Raw genomic sequence first — 15,864 nt, 5'->3', positions numbered from 1 at the left:
AAAGGCACAAAATGGCTGATGGTAAAACCACCAGCCATTATTGCTAAAATTTAAATAATTTCAATTATTTAATTTCAACTTGAGCACCAGCGTCTTCAAGCTCTTTCTTCAGAGCTTCAGCTTCAGCTTTAGAAATACCTTCTTTTAAGGTTGCTGGAGCAGATTCTACTAAATCTTTAGCTTCTTTTAAGCCTAAACCAGTTGCACCACGAACTGCTTTGATTACAGCTACTTTGTTGCTACCAGCACCAGCTAATACTACATCAAATTCAGTTTTTTCTTCAACTGCTGCTTCACCACCAGCTGCTACTGCAACTGCCGCTGCTGCTGCAGAAACACCGAATTTTTCTTCCATTGCTGAAATAAGTTCAACGATTTCCATTACTGATTTCTCAGCAATTGCTTCAATAATTTGTTCGTTAGTTAATGACATAACAATCAATTCCTAAAGTAAGTTGTTTAATATACTGAACTGCTAAAATTAAGCAGCTTCTTTTTGATCGCGAATTGCTGCAATAGTACGTACAAGTTTGCCTGCTGCGGCTTCTTTCATTGTACCCATTAAACGTGCAATCGCTTCTTCGTATGTTGGTAGAGTTGCTAAGCGATCGATAGCTTTTGCTTCGATGAACTCACCTTCAAAGGCTGCGCCTTTAATTTCGAACTTATCATTTGCTTTTGCAAATTCTTTAAACAAACGTGCAGCTGCACCTGGATGTTCATTAGAAAATGCGATAAGTGTCGGACCTACAAACGTATCTTTCATACATTCAAATGCGCTACCTTCAATAGCACGGCGTAATAAAGTATTACGCACAACACGCATATAAACGCCAGCTTCACGCGCTGATTTACGTAATTCAGTCATTTTCTCTACTGTTACACCACGAGAATCGGCAACAACAGCAGATAAGGCACCTTTGGCAGCTTCGCTTACTTCAGCAACAATTGCTTGTTTATCTTGAAGATTTAATGCCATTGGCTTTAGCTCCTGAATACACTCTGGTAAAACCAGATTTGTTAACACTTGATATAAAAAAATATCAAGACACTTTCGGTGCCAGAAGCAGAAATTAGGTTCTTATTCTGTACACCATCTACGCAGGATTATTAAGAAAATTACTTTCCCCTGCGGTCTTGGATGGGGCTTGAAATGGTCAAGCACCAACCAGAAATCGGTATAATTTGTACTATACACAAAATAAAGGCAATAATTATAATTTCAAATTATGCCTTTGTAAAGCAAATAACTTATAGGCTAGCTTGATCGATAGCAACACCAGCACCCATTGTAGTTGAAAGGCTTACTTTTTTAATGTAAACACCTTTTGCTGATGTTGGTTTTGCTTTATTTAAAGCCGCTAATAAAGCTTGTAAATTTTCTTTGATTTGTTCTGCTTCAAAGTTAACTTTACCGATAGTAGTATGAATAATACCATTTTTATCGTTACGATAACGAACTTGACCAGATTTTGCATTTTTAACAGCTTCAGCAACATTAGATGTTACAGTACCAACTTTCGGGTTTGGCATTAAACCACGAGGACCTAATACCTGACCTAATTGACCGACAACACGCATTGCATCAGGTGAAGCAATAACAACATCAAAGTTCATTTCACCTTTTTTCACTTGCTCTGCTAAGTCTTCCATACCAACTAAATCAGCTCCAGCTTCTTTAGCTGCTTCAGCATTAGCACCTTGAGTAAATACTGCAACACGCACGCTACGGCCTGTACCATGTGGCAATACAGTTGCACCACGAACATTTTGATCAGATTTACGTGCATCAATACCTAAATTTACAGCAACATCAATACTTTCAACAAATTTAGCCGTTGCTAATTCTTTTAATAAAGCAACTGCCTCATTAATATCATAAGCCTTAGTTGAATCTACTTTTGCTTTAATTGCTTTCATGCGTTTGGTTAGTTTAGCCATTGATTAGTCCTCCACTACCAAGCCCATTGAACGTGCAGTACCTTCAATAGATTTCATTTTGGTTTCGATAGTTGCACCAGTCATATCTGCTGCTTTTAATTCTGCAATTTCTTGTACTTGTTGGCGAGTTACTTTACCCACTTTATCTTTGTTCGGTTTACCAGAACCAGATTTAATTCCCGCTGCTTTTTTCAACAATACAGCAGCTGGAGGAGTTTTAGTAATAAAAGTGAAAGAACGGTCAGCATAAACTGTAATTACAACAGGAATTGGTAAGCCTTTTTCCATACTCTCAGTACGAGCATTGAATGCTTTACAGAATTCCATAATATTAACACCTTGTTGACCTAATGCTGGACCAACAGGCGGACTAGGATTAGCCATACCAGCTGCAACTTGCAACTTAACATAGGCTTGTACTTTTTTTGCCATTTTATTTTCCTCTTTATGGGTATAACGCCTTTCGGCTTCCCGATGTGTTTAAAGCACGCCATTCTAATGAATTGACGTTTAACTTTCAAGCATAAAAAACAATTATAACTAAAATTTAAAGACTAAATTTTAGTATAAACTTTAACTATTTTTTTCTACTTGACTAAATTCTAATTCAACAGGTGTTGCACGCCCGAAGATAGAGACAGAGACTTTAAGACGACTTTTCTCATAATCAACTTCTTCAACAGTACCATTGAAGTCCATAAATGGACCTTCTTTAACCCGGACTTCTTCACCTGGTTGAAACATCGTTTTCGGTCTTGGTTTATCACTATTTTGTTCTAAACGATTAAGAATAAGCTCCGCTTCTTTATTTGAAATTGGTGCAGGTTTATCTGCTGTACCACCGATAAATCCTAACACTCTAGGCACACTGCGTACTAAATGCCAAGTATCATCATTCATTTCCATTTGTACTAAAACATAACCAGGAAAGAATTTACGCTCACTCTTACGACGTTTACCACCAACATTTTCAACAACTTCTTCTGTTGGGACAAGAACTTCACCAAACTGCTCTTCCATTTGATTCAGTTTGATATATTCTTTTAACGTCATTGCTACTCTCGCTTCAAAACCTGAAAAAGCTTGTAACACATACCAACGTTTTTTAGGTGAATTTTCACTCATATTTAGAACCTCAAACTGGTGATAAAATTAATTAAACTAACAATAATGGAATCTAGCCCCCACAATATTAATGAAGTAACAACTGTTACCCCCATTACAATAAAAGTTGTTTGGGTTGCCTCAGAGCGTGCTGGCCAAATAATTTTCCTTAACTCAATACGAGACTCTTTCAAAAAAACTCTGGCTTTAGTGCCTTGTGTTGTGAATGCCAGTAACAACAATGCGATTGCTAATAATACAACTACTCCCACTATACGAATAGCTATAGAAAATCTATCAGCATAATAAAGGTTACCAACGGCAGATACAGCAATTAAAACTAAAGATAAAAACCATAATAGACCATTTTTTCCTTTACTTTCACTTGCCGACTCATGTGAAATTTTCTTTTTATCAACTTCTGTACTCATAGCTGACCTATCGACTAATGCCTTATTCAGGCTTATAACATAAACTTATTTTTAGAACTGCAAATTTTAGCATTTTATTTTTTGCTTTCATATTAAAAATTAACGCTTGTATATAAATAGTTATAATTAATAGTTAAATATAACCTACTTCACCTACCTCATATTATATAAAGAAAGTCTTAATTCTTTTCTTTTAATCCATTTCCAAGCAGAATAAAAAGCTATCATCAAATGCTTAATAAATGCTAAGTTTTATACAATAATTTTTTATTATAATCTTTCAATATTTCTCATTTGATATATACAAAAAATAATAAAAAAGGGAACTAAAAGCTCCCTTTCTATTCATTGTAAATATCAATTATTTGATAATTTTAGCAACAACACCCGCACCAACAGTACGTCCGCCTTCACGGATTGCAAAACGTAAACCTTGATCCATCGCAATTGGGTGGATTAAGCTTACAGTCATCTTGATGTTATCACCCGGCATTACCATCTCAACACCTTCTGGTAATTCAATCGTACCTGTTACGTCAGTTGTACGGAAATAGAATTGTGGACGGTAACCTTTGAAGAATGGGGTGTGACGACCACCTTCTTCTTTTGATAATACGTAAACTTCTGATTCAAAATCTGTGTGTGGTGTGATTGAACCCGGTTTCGCTAATACTTGACCACGTTCGATTTCTTCACGTTTTGTACCACGTAATAATGCACCAATGTTCTCACCTGCACGACCTTCGTCAAGTAATTTACGGAACATTTCTACACCTGTTACAGTAGTTTTTGTAGTTTCTTTGATACCAACGATTTCAACTTCATCACCCGTGCGGATAATACCACGCTCTACACGGCCTGTTACTACAGTACCACGACCTGAGATTGAGAATACGTCTTCAATTGGTAATAAGAATGGTTGGTCAATCGCACGCTCTGGCTCTGGAATGTAAGTGTCTAAGTGGTTTGCTAACTCAAGAATTTTTTCTTCCCACTCTGCTTCGCCTTCTAACGCTTTTAACGCTGAACCACGAACGATTGGGCAATCATCACCCGGGAAGTCATATTGAGAAAGAAGCTCACGTACTTCCATTTCAACTAACTCTAATAACTCTTCATCATCAACCATATCGCATTTATTTAAGAATACGATGATGTATGGTACACCTACTTGGCGACCTAATAAGATGTGCTCACGAGTTTGTGGCATAGGACCATCAGTTGCTGCTACTACTAAGATAGCACCGTCCATTTGTGCTGCACCAGTAATCATGTTTTTTACATAGTCAGCGTGTCCCGGACAGTCAACGTGTGCATAGTGGCGAGTTTCGGTATCGTATTCAACGTGTGAAGTGTTGATGGTGATACCACGCGCTTTTTCTTCTGGTGCATTGTCAATTTGGTCAAATGCACGTGCAGCACCACCGTAGTGTTTTGCTAATACAGTAGTAATTGCTGCAGTTAAAGTTGTTTTTCCATGGTCAACGTGGCCGATTGTACCCACGTTAACGTGCGGTTTTGTACGTTCAAATTTTTCTTTAGACACGATTAAGTTTCCTTAATATTAATTCTACACACCACTATGGTATATAGATTTTGTTTAATTTAACTATCACAATTTTAGCTGTGAAAATAATATATAAAATAAATTTATTATTGTCTGTCAGACTAAGTATCATTCCTGATACTTAGTCCTCTAATAAAAATTATTTTGATTTACGTGCTTCAATTACTGCAGCAGCAACATTTGCTGGTGCTTCAGCATATTTCAATGGTTCCATTGAGTAAGAAGCACGACCTTGTGTTTGTGAACGAAGGTCTGTTGCATAACCAAACATTTCTGAAAGTGGAACTTCCGCATTAATTTTGGTTACAAATTCGTTACTTTCTTGACCACTTACAAGCGCACGACGACGACTTAAGTCACCGATTACATCCCCAACATACTCACCCGGAGTTTCTACTTCAACTTTCATAATTGGTTCAAGTAATACTGGATTTGCACGTCCGAATGCTGATTTAAACGCTAATGATGCCGCTAATTTAAATGCTAATTCAGATGAGTCAACATCATGGTAAGAACCGAAATGTAAACGTACACCGATATCAACCACAGGATAACCTGCTAAAGGACCAGATTTAAGTTGTTCTTGAATTCCTTTATCTACCGCAGGAATATATTCACCTGGAATTACCCCACCTTTGATTTCATTCACGAATTCATAACCCGGGCCTTCTGGATCTAATGGATATAAGTCAATAACAACATGACCATATTGACCACGACCACCAGATTGTTTTGCATGTTTACCTTCAACATCTTTAACAGTAGTACGGATAGTTTCACGATAAGCAACTTGAGGTTTACCGATATTCGCTTCTACTTTAAATTCACGACGCATACGGTCAACAATGATATCTAAGTGTAACTCACCCATTCCTGAGATAATGGTTTGTCCTGACTCTTCATCAGTATGAACACGGAATGAAGGGTCTTCTTGTGCTAAACGCCCTAATGCGATCCCCATTTTCTCTTGGTCAGCTTTTGTTTTTGGTTCTACCGCTACCGAGATTACTGGCTCAGGGAATTCCATACGCTCAAGGATAATTGGGTTGCTAACATCACATAAAGTATCACCTGTAGTAACATCTTTCAAACCAATTGCAGCCGCAATATCTCCAGCACGAACTTCTTTAATTTCTTCACGTTTGTTAGAGTGCATTTGTACAATACGACCGAAACGTTCACGTTTTTGTTTTACTGAGTTCATGACGGTATCACCAGAGTTTACCACCCCAGAATATACACGGAAGAAGGTTAGGTTACCTACAAATGGGTCAGTTGCAATTTTGAATGCTAATGCTGCAAATGGTTCATCATCATTTGCATGACGCTCACCTTCAGTTTCGTCAAGATGAATACCTTTGATTGCTGGTACGTCTGTTGGTGCTGGTAAATATTCTACAACCGCATCAAGCATTGCTTGAACACCTTTATTTTTAAAGGCGGAACCACAAGTTACTAGAATAATTTCATTCGCTAACACACGTTGACGTAATGCAGTTTTAACTTCTTCTTCAGTTAATTCTTCACCACCTAGGTATTTTTCCATTAACTCTTCTGAAGCTTCAGCTGCGGTTTCAATCAAGTTTTGATGCCATTCTTCAGCTAAATCTTGTAAATCGGCTGGAATATCTTCATAGGTAAAAGTCATACCTTGATCTGCTTCATTCCAGTTGATCGCTTTCATTTTTAATAGGTCGATCACACCTCTAAAATTATCTTCCGCACCGATAGGTAATTGGATTGGTACCGCAACCCCACCTAAACGGGTTTTAATTTGTTCAACAACACGTAAGAAGTTAGCACCAGTACGGTCCATTTTATTGACAAACGCAATACGTGGAACACTATATTTATTTGCTTGACGCCATACGGTTTCTGATTGAGGTTGAACACCACCTACTGCACAGTAAACCATTACTGCACCATCAAGTACACGCATAGAACGCTCTACTTCAATTGTGAAGTCAACGTGTCCCGGAGTGTCGATGATATTAATGCGGTGTTGTGGGAATTGTTTTGACATACCTTGCCAGAAGCAAGTTGTTGCCGCAGAAGTAATTGTAATACCACGCTCTTGTTCTTGTTCCATCCAGTCCATGGTAGCTGCACCATCATGCACCTCACCAATTTTGTGACTTACACCAGTATAAAAAAGAATACGTTCAGTGGTAGTTGTTTTACCTGCGTCGATGTGAGCGCTGATACCGATATTACGATAACGCTCAATAGGAGTTGTACGTGCCACGATTATTTCCTCTCGCTAGGCTTTTAAAATTAGGAATAAATGCAGGCTTGTAGAAACCAAGCCTGCAAGGCGATCATAAAAATTACCAACGGTAATGTGCGAAAGCCTTATTAGCTTCTGCCATACGATGAACGTCTTCACGTTTTTTCACCGCTGCACCTTTGTTTTCAGCAGCATCTGATAATTCATTCGCAAGGCGTAATGCCATTGATTTATCACCACGCTTACGCGCAGCTTCTACAATCCAACGCATACCTAAAGCATTGCGGCGAACTGGACGCACTTCTACTGGTACTTGGTAAGTAGAACCACCAACACGACGAGATTTAACCTCTACTGTTGGACGTACATTTTCTAATGCCGCTTCAAATGCTTCTAAATGCTCTTTACCAGTACGTTGAGCTAAAGTATCTAATGCGTTATAAACGATAGTTTCAGCGATAGATTTTTTACCATCTACCATTAAAACATTAATAAATTTTGCAAGTAATTCTGATCCGAACTTTGGATCTGGAAGGATCTTGCGTTGACCAATCACACGACGACGTGGCATGGCTTTTTCTCCGTATATTAAATCTTCAGGTTATCCAAAACTCTATTGCTGGAGTCATGGTTTACTATTCAAGGGTACTAAGTTAAACGTTTGGCCTTACTTAACGGAGTTCCATTAAGCTTTAGGTCTCTTCACGCCGTATTTAGAACGACCTTGTTTACGATCTTTTACGCCTGCACAGTCTAATGCACCGCGTACGGTGTGATAACGCACACCAGGTAAGTCTTTAACACGACCGCCACGAATTAATACAACGGAGTGTTCTTGTAAGTTATGACCTTCACCACCAATATAAGAGGTTACTTCATAGCCATTAGTTAAACGAATACGACATACTTTACGTAATGCTGAATTCGGTTTTTTAGGTGTAGTAGTGTACACACGAGTACACACGCCACGTTTCTGCGGACATGCTTCTAGTGCAGGAACGTTGCTTTTTACAACCTTCTTCACACGCGGTTTGCGTACTAGCTGGTTGATAGTTGCCATTAAAAAGCTCCAGTTTAATGTTATTCACTATTGAATGTTTAAAAAATATCCACCCATAAAGAAAGTGGACGTTGGATTTTAGAATACAAACCTATACTTGTCAATCTTAGAGTTAGGGAAATAAATATTTTCAAGCTGACCAATAAACTTATTTTTAATAGAAGTGATAAAAAATCTTTTTAGATATTCCTATAAAATTAATATTAAATAAATTTTATTTATTATGATCATCAAAATATTGATTCATTTCAAAAGCTGGATGGGTATGCTTATTCAAGCTAATCACTTTTGCTGGAACGCCTGCTGCCGTGCTGTATTCTGGAACTGGATGTAATACGACTGAACCTGCACCAATTTTTGCATAACGCCCTATTTCAATATTCCCTAATATTTTCGCACCAGCTCCAATCATCACCCCCTCACGAATTTTAGGATGCCGATCTCCACTTTCTTTTCCTGTGCCCCCTAAAGTTACATTTTGTAAGATAGATACATTATTTTCAATAATTGAGGTTTCACCTATGATAATACCTGTTGCATGATCAAGCATAATACCATATCCAATTTTAGCTGCAGGATGGATATCAACATCAAATGCCACTGAAATTTGATTTTGTAAATAGATCGCTAAAGCTTTTCTTCCTTGTTGCCATAAATAATGGGTAATACGATAACTTTGTAATGCGTGAAAACCTTTTAAATATAATAATGGTGTTGACCACATTGATACGGCAGGATCCCGCTCTCTTACAGCTTGAATATCACAAGCAGCAAATTCTACAAGTTCAGGATAAGTTCGATATGCTTCATCAATAATCTCTTTTAATGAAATGACTTGCATAATTGGATTTGAAAGCTTATTGGCTAAAATATAACTTAATACTTGCTCTAATTGTTGATGAGCCAAGATAGTTGAGTGAAAAAAACTACCTAAGATCGGCTCTTGTTCAACCAATAATGTAGCTTCTTGTCGAATATGTTGCCAAATTTGTCCTATTAATCCCGACATTTATGCCTCTCTCAGAATTAAAAAATACCACTGATTAGATCAATACAGCAGTTACAATACTATTAAATAAGATAAATAAATCTTATTATTCCAATTTTTTCTCTCGTCCCAATAATGTTATTGCTGCTTCGTGAGCTGGTTTACCACAAAATAGCACTTGATAAATTTGTTCAGTTATTGGCATTTCCACACCTTGTCGTTGGGCTAAACATAACGTTTCTTTTGTATTATAAAAGCCTTCAACAACTTGACCTATTTCATCTAATGCTTGTGCAGTTGTTAACCCTTGGCCTAACATTAAACCAAAACGACGATTACGTGAGAGATTATCTGTACAGGTCAATATCAAATCACCTAATCCAGCCATTCCCATAAAAGTCGCTTGGTTCGCCCCTAAACTTTCGCCTAAACGTGAAATTTCAGCAATCCCTCTTGTAATCAAGGCAGTCCGAGCATTCGCACCAAATCCTATACCATCTGAAATACCTGCACCAATCGCAATGACATTTTTAATTGCACCACCCAACTGCACTCCAATCATATCTTGATTCAAATAAACCCGAAAATGCTTGCTACAATGAATTCTGGCTTGAAACTGCTGTGCAAAATGTTGATCATTAGCAGCTAATGTTATTGCTGTGGGTAAGCCCAAAGCCAACTCTTTCGCAAAAGTAGGGCCTGATAAAACAGCTAATGGATGACGTTTTCCCAAAATCTCTTCAACAACATCTTGCAATAAACGTCCTGTATCACGTTCTAAGCCTTTAGTTGCCCAAATTATCCGATGCTTTTTAGTTAAATGAGGTTTAATTTGATGTAACACCTCAGAAAAAACATGGCTTGGTACAACAATTAAAATATCTCTTGAACAATGTAATGCAGTGACTAAATTCGTTTCTAATTGAAGTGCTTCTGGAAACACCACTCCTGGTAAAAAACGAGCATTTTCTCGTTCCTTTGATAATTTTTCAATTTCTTGCGGATTATGCCCCCATAATATGGTTGGAAAACCATTTCTAGAAAAGGTAATTGCTAATGCTGTACCATAAGAACCTGCACCTAATACAGTAATAGGTTGTTTTCCTTCCATATTAACCATTGTAGTTTGCTGAATTAGTTGATTATTTGACATACCTACCTCATAAGCAAATAAAAAATAAAGGCACCATCAAGGTGCCTTTAGTGTAACAGAAATCGACTTAATAATAGTAAATGTCTCTAACCTTATTGTGCTTTTTCAGCTTCTTCTGCTTCTGCCTGTTGACGTTGTAAATATTCCATAAATAGAACATCAAAATTCACAGGAGATAAGTTTAATGCAGGGAATGTACCACGGTTAACTAAGTTAGAAATTAATTCCCGAGCATAAGGGTATAAAGTATTTGGGCATTGTGAAATTAAGCAATGTGCTAACTGAATATCATCAAAACCACTTACTGTAAAGACACCCGCTTGTTTCACTTCACATAAGAATGCAACTTCATTACTATCTTCTAAAGTTGTTTCAACAGAAAGGTTTAAAACCACTTCATACAGATCTTCAGCTAATTGATTTGTCTCAGTATTTAGATCAAACTTAAGTTGTGGTTTCCATTCTTGTTGGAATAAATGAGGTAAATGAGGTGCTTCAAAAGACACATCTTTTACATAAATACGCTGAATTTGCAATACTGGCTGAGCTTGTTCTTGCTGTGCCTCAGGTTGCTCAGTAGTTGCAGCAACTTCTTCTTTTACTACAACAGCTTCTTCTTGTTGTTTTTTCTCTTTAGATGCACCTTTTGCTGCTTCAGCTTTATTTTTTTTAGCCATATTCTAAATCCTTATTAAATGAGATTAATAAAAAATGTAAATTAATGTTTTCTAACTAAAGGTAAACTTGCAACACGCCAGCCAGTAATACCTTCTTTTAAATTATAAACGTGAGTAAAGCCCTGTTTATACAATTCCTGTGCAATACCACGTGCATTAAAACCATTTGCACAAGCCACAATAACAGGTCTTTCTTTATACTGCTCAATTTTACCAATATTACGGTTTTTAATATCCGTAGGTAAAAATTGATAACTACCAGCAATATGTCCTTGGTTAAATTCATCTAATGAACGAATATCAATTACTACTGCATTTTCTTTATTTACCAAGAATGTTAAACCTTGATTATCAATTTCTTTTACACTAGAAAGTGCTTCTTTGATAAAAACAAAAATTGTGGCAAAAAAAACAATAACCCACGCACCAACTAGTACTAAATGCTGTGTTGCGAAAGCTATTACTTTTGGAATTAATACATCCATAAATCTTTATTCTCGTTTCCACTGACAAAAAAGTAGTATAAGTATAACCGCACTTTACCCTATTAAACAATCTAAACCTAGATAGAAATTCGTTTTTATACGTTTTTTTATGTAAAAAACACTTTCTATGCGATCTAGAAAGTGTTTTTATTCAGTCATTCTTAATTTTATAAGTAGTATTTTTTCACTACTTTCAAATTATCATCTAATTCATAGACTAACGGTTGCCCTGTTGGTATTTCTAAATCCATAATCCCTTCATCTGAAATACCTTCAATATGTTTTGCTAACGCACGCAAAGAATTTCCATGAGCAGCAACTAAAACTTGTTTTTTATCCAATAAGGCTGGTGCTATTTGATCTTCCCAGAAAGGTAATACACGTTCTAAAGTCACTTTTAAATTTTCACAATCAGGAACAACATCTGCTGATAAATGTTTATAACGGCGATCATTATGTGCAGAATTTGGATCATCTTTTGCTAATGCTGGTGGTAAAACATCATAAGAACGACGCCAAATATGTACTTGTTCATCACCATGTTCTTCAGCCGCTTCTTTTTTATTCAAGCCTTGTAAACCACCATAATGACGTTCATTTAAACGCCAAGTTTTAATTTGTGGCACCCATAATTGATTAGATTCTTCTAGTACGATATTACAGGTTTTAATAGCACGAGTTAAAACTGAAGTAAATGCAATATCAAACTCAAAACCCGCTTCTTTTAATTTTTTACCAGCAACTTTTGCTTCTTCAATACCTTTCTCGCTAAGATTTACATCACGCCAACCTGTGAAAAGATTTAACGCATTCCATTCACTTAAACCATGACGGATAAATACTAATTTCATAATTTTCTCCTAAAAATAACTCAAAAAAACTGTCGCCTTTTATAACAAAAAACCACTTTTTTTTAAATAGTTTTCAGTGTAATTATCCTTGTTTGCTGATCTTTCGCAAAAAAACACCTACAATAAACCATCTTAATCAAAAGAAAATAAAGCTAATTTATGATATTATTTCGCTCAATTTTACCGATATTGCCTTGTCAATCTTCTATGAATAAAAAAGAAGCAAGAGATAAAAAATCTATCTTTTTATCAGGGATCTTCACTATTATCATTTTTTGCTTTTCTCATCTGAGTTTCGCTGATGAAGCAGATAAAAATTTGGCACAACTCAAATTACAACTAACCCAACAACAACAAAAAATTTCAGAACAGAAAAAACAACAACAATTTTTGTTACAAGCCCTTCAATTTCAAGAAGAACAAATCAATCAAACGATTAAACAACTACAACAGCAACAACAACAACTTGAAAAGCTAAAATCAAGTATTCAAGAAAATCAGAATAAAATTAAAAAGTTAGAAGCAAAAATACAACAACAAAAAGAACAATTAGGCTTACTTATTACCACCGCCTATCAACAAAATCTTAATCCTTCATTAATTGAGAAATTATTCTCAGAAAATGCACGTTCAAGCGAACGTATCAAACAATATTATGCTACTTTTAACCAAGTTAAATTATCATTATTACAACAATTAAACCAAGATAAACAGCATCTTGAAAAACAACGTTTATTATTAATTCAACAACAAACTCAACAGCAACAAAACATTACACAACAACAAAATAAAAAGCTTAATTTAGAACAACTGCGGCAGCAGAGAGAACAAACCTTGATAAAATTAAATAATAATTTAGAACAAGATCAACAACGTCTAGAAACACTACGAAAAAATGAACAACAATTAACTATTCAAATTGAAAGTTCAACCCAAGAAGCAAAACTTAAACATGATTCTGAACAAGGACTAGGTATCGCTAAACAGCAATATCCTCGCCCAGTAAAAGGCACTATCCTACATTACTTCAACCAAACACAAATTGGCGAATTACGTTGGAAAGGTATTGTCATTCAAGCACCTCAAGGTAGCCCTGTTACTGCTATTGCATCTGGACGAGTCATTTTAGCTAATTGGTTGCAAGGTTATGGTCTAGTTGTCGTTATCGCTCATGGTAAAAATGATATGACAATTTATGGCTATAATCAGGCGATTGATGTAAAAATAGGGGATTACGTTACCGCAGGACAAAAAATTGCTGAAGTTGGCAGTAGCGGTGGACAAGATCAAACCGCCCTTTACTTTGAAATTCGTCATAAAGGAGTACCATATAATCCGCTTAATTGGCTACAACGTTAATTCAACATTGTTTACCGCTAGCAATAGCGGTTATTTGATAGCTTAGTGAGACGCAAACAGCAGCAATCAATTTTCCCTAACCTCTTCTTTTTAAAATAATAATTTACTAGAGATTTTATCGTTATTATACTTACCTCTTTGATATAACCATTCCAGTAGAAAGAGATTGTCACTTACTGATAAGGATTCAAATAAAATGCGGCATAATTCGTTACTTTATATGCTTTCTTGCACTTTCTTTCTGACAATAACACCTATAGCTGGATTCACTACCACGTATCATTCAAGCCAAGAAACTCTCACTTTTGATTCTCTAAAAAATCTGCAAACACAAAATTACACCGTAGAACTAAAAGTACAAGGCATTAATAATCAAGATCTTAATAATAATGTTAAGTTATATCTTGCTGCATTAAACACCACTGATGCAGAAGATTCTGAACGTTATCGCCAGCTAGTCAGTGAAAATATTGATCAAGCACTACGTGCATTAGGTTATTTTAATAGTAGAATTGAATTTACACTTCACCCAAAAACGAAAACAACTGGCGTATTAATTGCAACAGTCAAATTAATGGAACCTGTCCGTATTGCAGCAATTAATATCAAACTAGAAGGTGAGGCCAAAGACAATCCTATCTTCCAAGCACTATTAAAAGATATTCCTCAGAAAGGCACGATTTTAAACCAAGAAACTTATGAAAATTACAAAGATAATTTAAAAAAAACGGCTGTCAGTCTAGGTTATTTCAATGCTAAATTTGAACGCCATCAATTAGAAGTGAATCCTGATAAACACGCTGCTTACTGGCAATTAGTTTTTAATAGCGGCAATCGCTATAAATATGGAAAAATTACTTTTGAAGGTGCACAAATCCGTGACGATTACTTAACTAATATGTTACAAATCAAAAGTGGTGATCCCTATTCTTTACAAGATATTTCTAAATTAACCGCAGATTTTTCTTCAACTAACTGGTTTCGTTCCGTTGTTGTCCAACCGAGTATTCAACCTAACGATCTGATTAATTTAAAAGTGTTAATGCAACCTCGTCCTAAAAATCGTTATGAAATAGGGATTGGCTATGCATCAGATATAGGTCCTCGTTTACAATTTGGTTGGAAAAAACCATGGATTAATAGTCGAGGGCAAAGTTTTTCATCAAATTTGTATCTTTCATCTCCGAAACAAACTATCGAGATGCTATATCAAATCCCCTTATCCAAAAACCCTCTTAACTACTATTATGAAATTGCTATTGGTGGCGAAAGAGAGCGAGATAAAGATACCAAAACACAAGCTTTGACTTTAGCAACTTTACGCTATTGGAATAGAGAAAACGGCTGGCAAACATTTGCTGGTGTGAAAGTCAGACGTGATAATTTTACACAGGGTGGTCTGACGGAACAAAGTATGCTTATCTACCCAACAATCGGATTCAACCGTACTCGTATTCGTGGTGGGTTATTCCCAACTTGGGGAGATTCACAGAAAATTCAGCTTGATATCGGGCAAAAATTATGGAAATCGGATATTAATTTTTATCGACTGCAAGCATCAACGACTTGGTTGCGTACTTTTGCGACCAAACATCGCCTCATTACGCGAGCATCATTAGGTTATTTAGCCACAAATAACTTTGATAAAATCCCACCAACCTTACGTTTCTTCGCTGGTGGTGATCGCAGTATTCGTGGTTATTCATATAATAGTATTGCTCCAAGAAACCATAATGGGAAATTAATTGGTGGTACACGACTATTTACTGCAAGTTTAGAATATCAATATCAACTCTTACCAAAATGGTGGGGAGCGATCTATTACGATGCAGGTTTCGCAGCGAATAATTTTTCGCCTAAAAATTTACGCAAAGGTGCTGGTGTTGGTGTTCGCTGGCATACCCCGATTGGAGCAGTAAAATTTGATGTGGCTACCCCAGTTAATACTCAACGACACAAAAATAAAAATGTTGAATTTTATATTGGTTTAGGGGCAGAGTTATAACTAATTAGGACAAAAA

17 protein-coding genes are annotated in these 15,864 nt (G+C 36.2%); 2 read left to right on the top strand and 15 right to left on the bottom strand.

What is annotated here, in order from left to right:
* Positions 1–64: 64 nt before the first annotated feature.
* From rplL to CEP47_RS01175, 15 genes are all read right to left on the bottom strand, one after another.
* On the bottom strand, positions 65–433 hold the full coding sequence (gene rplL / locus CEP47_RS01245) for a 50S ribosomal protein L7/L12 (protein WP_261919784.1): 369 nt from the start codon (positions 431–433) through the stop codon (positions 65–67).
* 48 nt (positions 434–481) lie between these two features.
* Positions 482–979, bottom strand: coding sequence for a 50S ribosomal protein L10 (gene rplJ / locus CEP47_RS01240; RefSeq protein ID WP_261919785.1), 498 nt, complete (start codon positions 977–979; stop codon positions 482–484).
* A 272-nt stretch (positions 980–1,251) separates the two neighbouring features.
* On the bottom strand, positions 1,252–1,941 hold the full coding sequence (gene rplA / locus CEP47_RS01235; protein WP_261919786.1) for a 50S ribosomal protein L1: 690 nt from the start codon (positions 1,939–1,941) through the stop codon (positions 1,252–1,254).
* Between the two features lie 3 nt (positions 1,942–1,944).
* A complete protein-coding gene (gene rplK, locus CEP47_RS01230; protein ID WP_261919787.1) occupies positions 1,945–2,373 on the bottom strand; it encodes a 50S ribosomal protein L11 in 429 nt (142 codons plus the stop codon).
* A gap of 141 nt (positions 2,374–2,514) precedes the next feature.
* Positions 2,515–3,066 carry a transcription termination/antitermination protein NusG gene (nusG, locus tag CEP47_RS01225; RefSeq protein WP_261919788.1) on the bottom strand — a complete coding sequence of 184 codons (552 nt, stop codon included), beginning with the start codon at positions 3,064–3,066 and terminating at the stop codon, positions 2,515–2,517.
* Positions 3,067–3,068: 2 nt separating this feature from the next.
* Positions 3,069–3,476 (bottom strand): preprotein translocase subunit SecE, encoded by a 408-nt coding sequence (secE, locus tag CEP47_RS01220; protein ID WP_261919789.1) that lies wholly within the window; start codon positions 3,474–3,476, stop codon positions 3,069–3,071.
* A gap of 361 nt (positions 3,477–3,837) precedes the next feature.
* On the bottom strand, positions 3,838–5,022 hold the full coding sequence (tuf, locus tag CEP47_RS01215) for an elongation factor Tu (RefSeq protein WP_261919790.1): 1,185 nt from the start codon (positions 5,020–5,022) through the stop codon (positions 3,838–3,840).
* A gap of 160 nt (positions 5,023–5,182) precedes the next feature.
* Positions 5,183–7,288, bottom strand: coding sequence for an elongation factor G (fusA, locus tag CEP47_RS01210; RefSeq protein WP_261919791.1), 2,106 nt, complete (start codon positions 7,286–7,288; stop codon positions 5,183–5,185).
* Positions 7,289–7,370: 82 nt separating this feature from the next.
* Complete coding sequence (gene rpsG / locus CEP47_RS01205; protein WP_261919792.1) at positions 7,371–7,841, bottom strand: 30S ribosomal protein S7; 471 nt, start codon at positions 7,839–7,841, stop codon at positions 7,371–7,373.
* A 114-nt stretch (positions 7,842–7,955) separates the two neighbouring features.
* Positions 7,956–8,330: a 30S ribosomal protein S12 gene (gene rpsL, locus CEP47_RS01200; protein ID WP_013745731.1), complete on the bottom strand. Its 375-nt coding sequence runs from the start codon at positions 8,328–8,330 to the stop codon at positions 7,956–7,958.
* A gap of 214 nt (positions 8,331–8,544) precedes the next feature.
* Positions 8,545–9,339, bottom strand: coding sequence for a serine O-acetyltransferase (cysE, locus tag CEP47_RS01195; protein ID WP_261919793.1), 795 nt, complete (start codon positions 9,337–9,339; stop codon positions 8,545–8,547).
* 85 nt (positions 9,340–9,424) lie between these two features.
* Positions 9,425–10,438 (bottom strand): NAD(P)H-dependent glycerol-3-phosphate dehydrogenase, encoded by a 1,014-nt coding sequence (gene gpsA / locus CEP47_RS01190; protein ID WP_373463142.1) that lies wholly within the window; start codon positions 10,436–10,438, stop codon positions 9,425–9,427.
* Between the two features lie 125 nt (positions 10,439–10,563).
* Complete coding sequence (secB, locus tag CEP47_RS01185) at positions 10,564–11,148, bottom strand: protein-export chaperone SecB (RefSeq protein ID WP_261919794.1); 585 nt, start codon at positions 11,146–11,148, stop codon at positions 10,564–10,566.
* A 41-nt stretch (positions 11,149–11,189) separates the two neighbouring features.
* Positions 11,190–11,633 (bottom strand): rhodanese-like domain-containing protein, encoded by a 444-nt coding sequence (locus CEP47_RS01180; RefSeq protein WP_261919795.1) that lies wholly within the window; start codon positions 11,631–11,633, stop codon positions 11,190–11,192.
* A gap of 167 nt (positions 11,634–11,800) precedes the next feature.
* Positions 11,801–12,484, bottom strand: a complete 684-nt coding sequence (locus CEP47_RS01175) for a 2,3-diphosphoglycerate-dependent phosphoglycerate mutase (RefSeq protein WP_261919796.1) — start codon at positions 12,482–12,484, stop codon at positions 11,801–11,803.
* A 159-nt stretch (positions 12,485–12,643) separates the two neighbouring features.
* Between CEP47_RS01175 and CEP47_RS01170 the strand changes: the two genes are divergently transcribed.
* Positions 12,644–13,843: a murein hydrolase activator EnvC family protein gene (locus tag CEP47_RS01170; protein ID WP_261919797.1), complete on the top strand. Its 1,200-nt coding sequence runs from the start codon at positions 12,644–12,646 to the stop codon at positions 13,841–13,843.
* 196 nt (positions 13,844–14,039) lie between these two features.
* Positions 14,040–15,848, top strand: a complete 1,809-nt coding sequence (gene tamA / locus CEP47_RS01165) for an autotransporter assembly complex protein TamA (RefSeq protein ID WP_261919798.1) — start codon at positions 14,040–14,042, stop codon at positions 15,846–15,848.
* Positions 15,849–15,864: the final 16 nt, after the last annotated feature.

This window comes from Mergibacter septicus, assembly GCF_003265225.1.
In the GTDB taxonomy this organism is placed as follows: Bacteria; Pseudomonadota; Gammaproteobacteria; order Enterobacterales; family Pasteurellaceae; genus Mergibacter; species Mergibacter septicus.
Note: the sequence above shows the minus strand (reverse complement) of the source record. Positions and strands in the feature narration are given on the sequence as shown.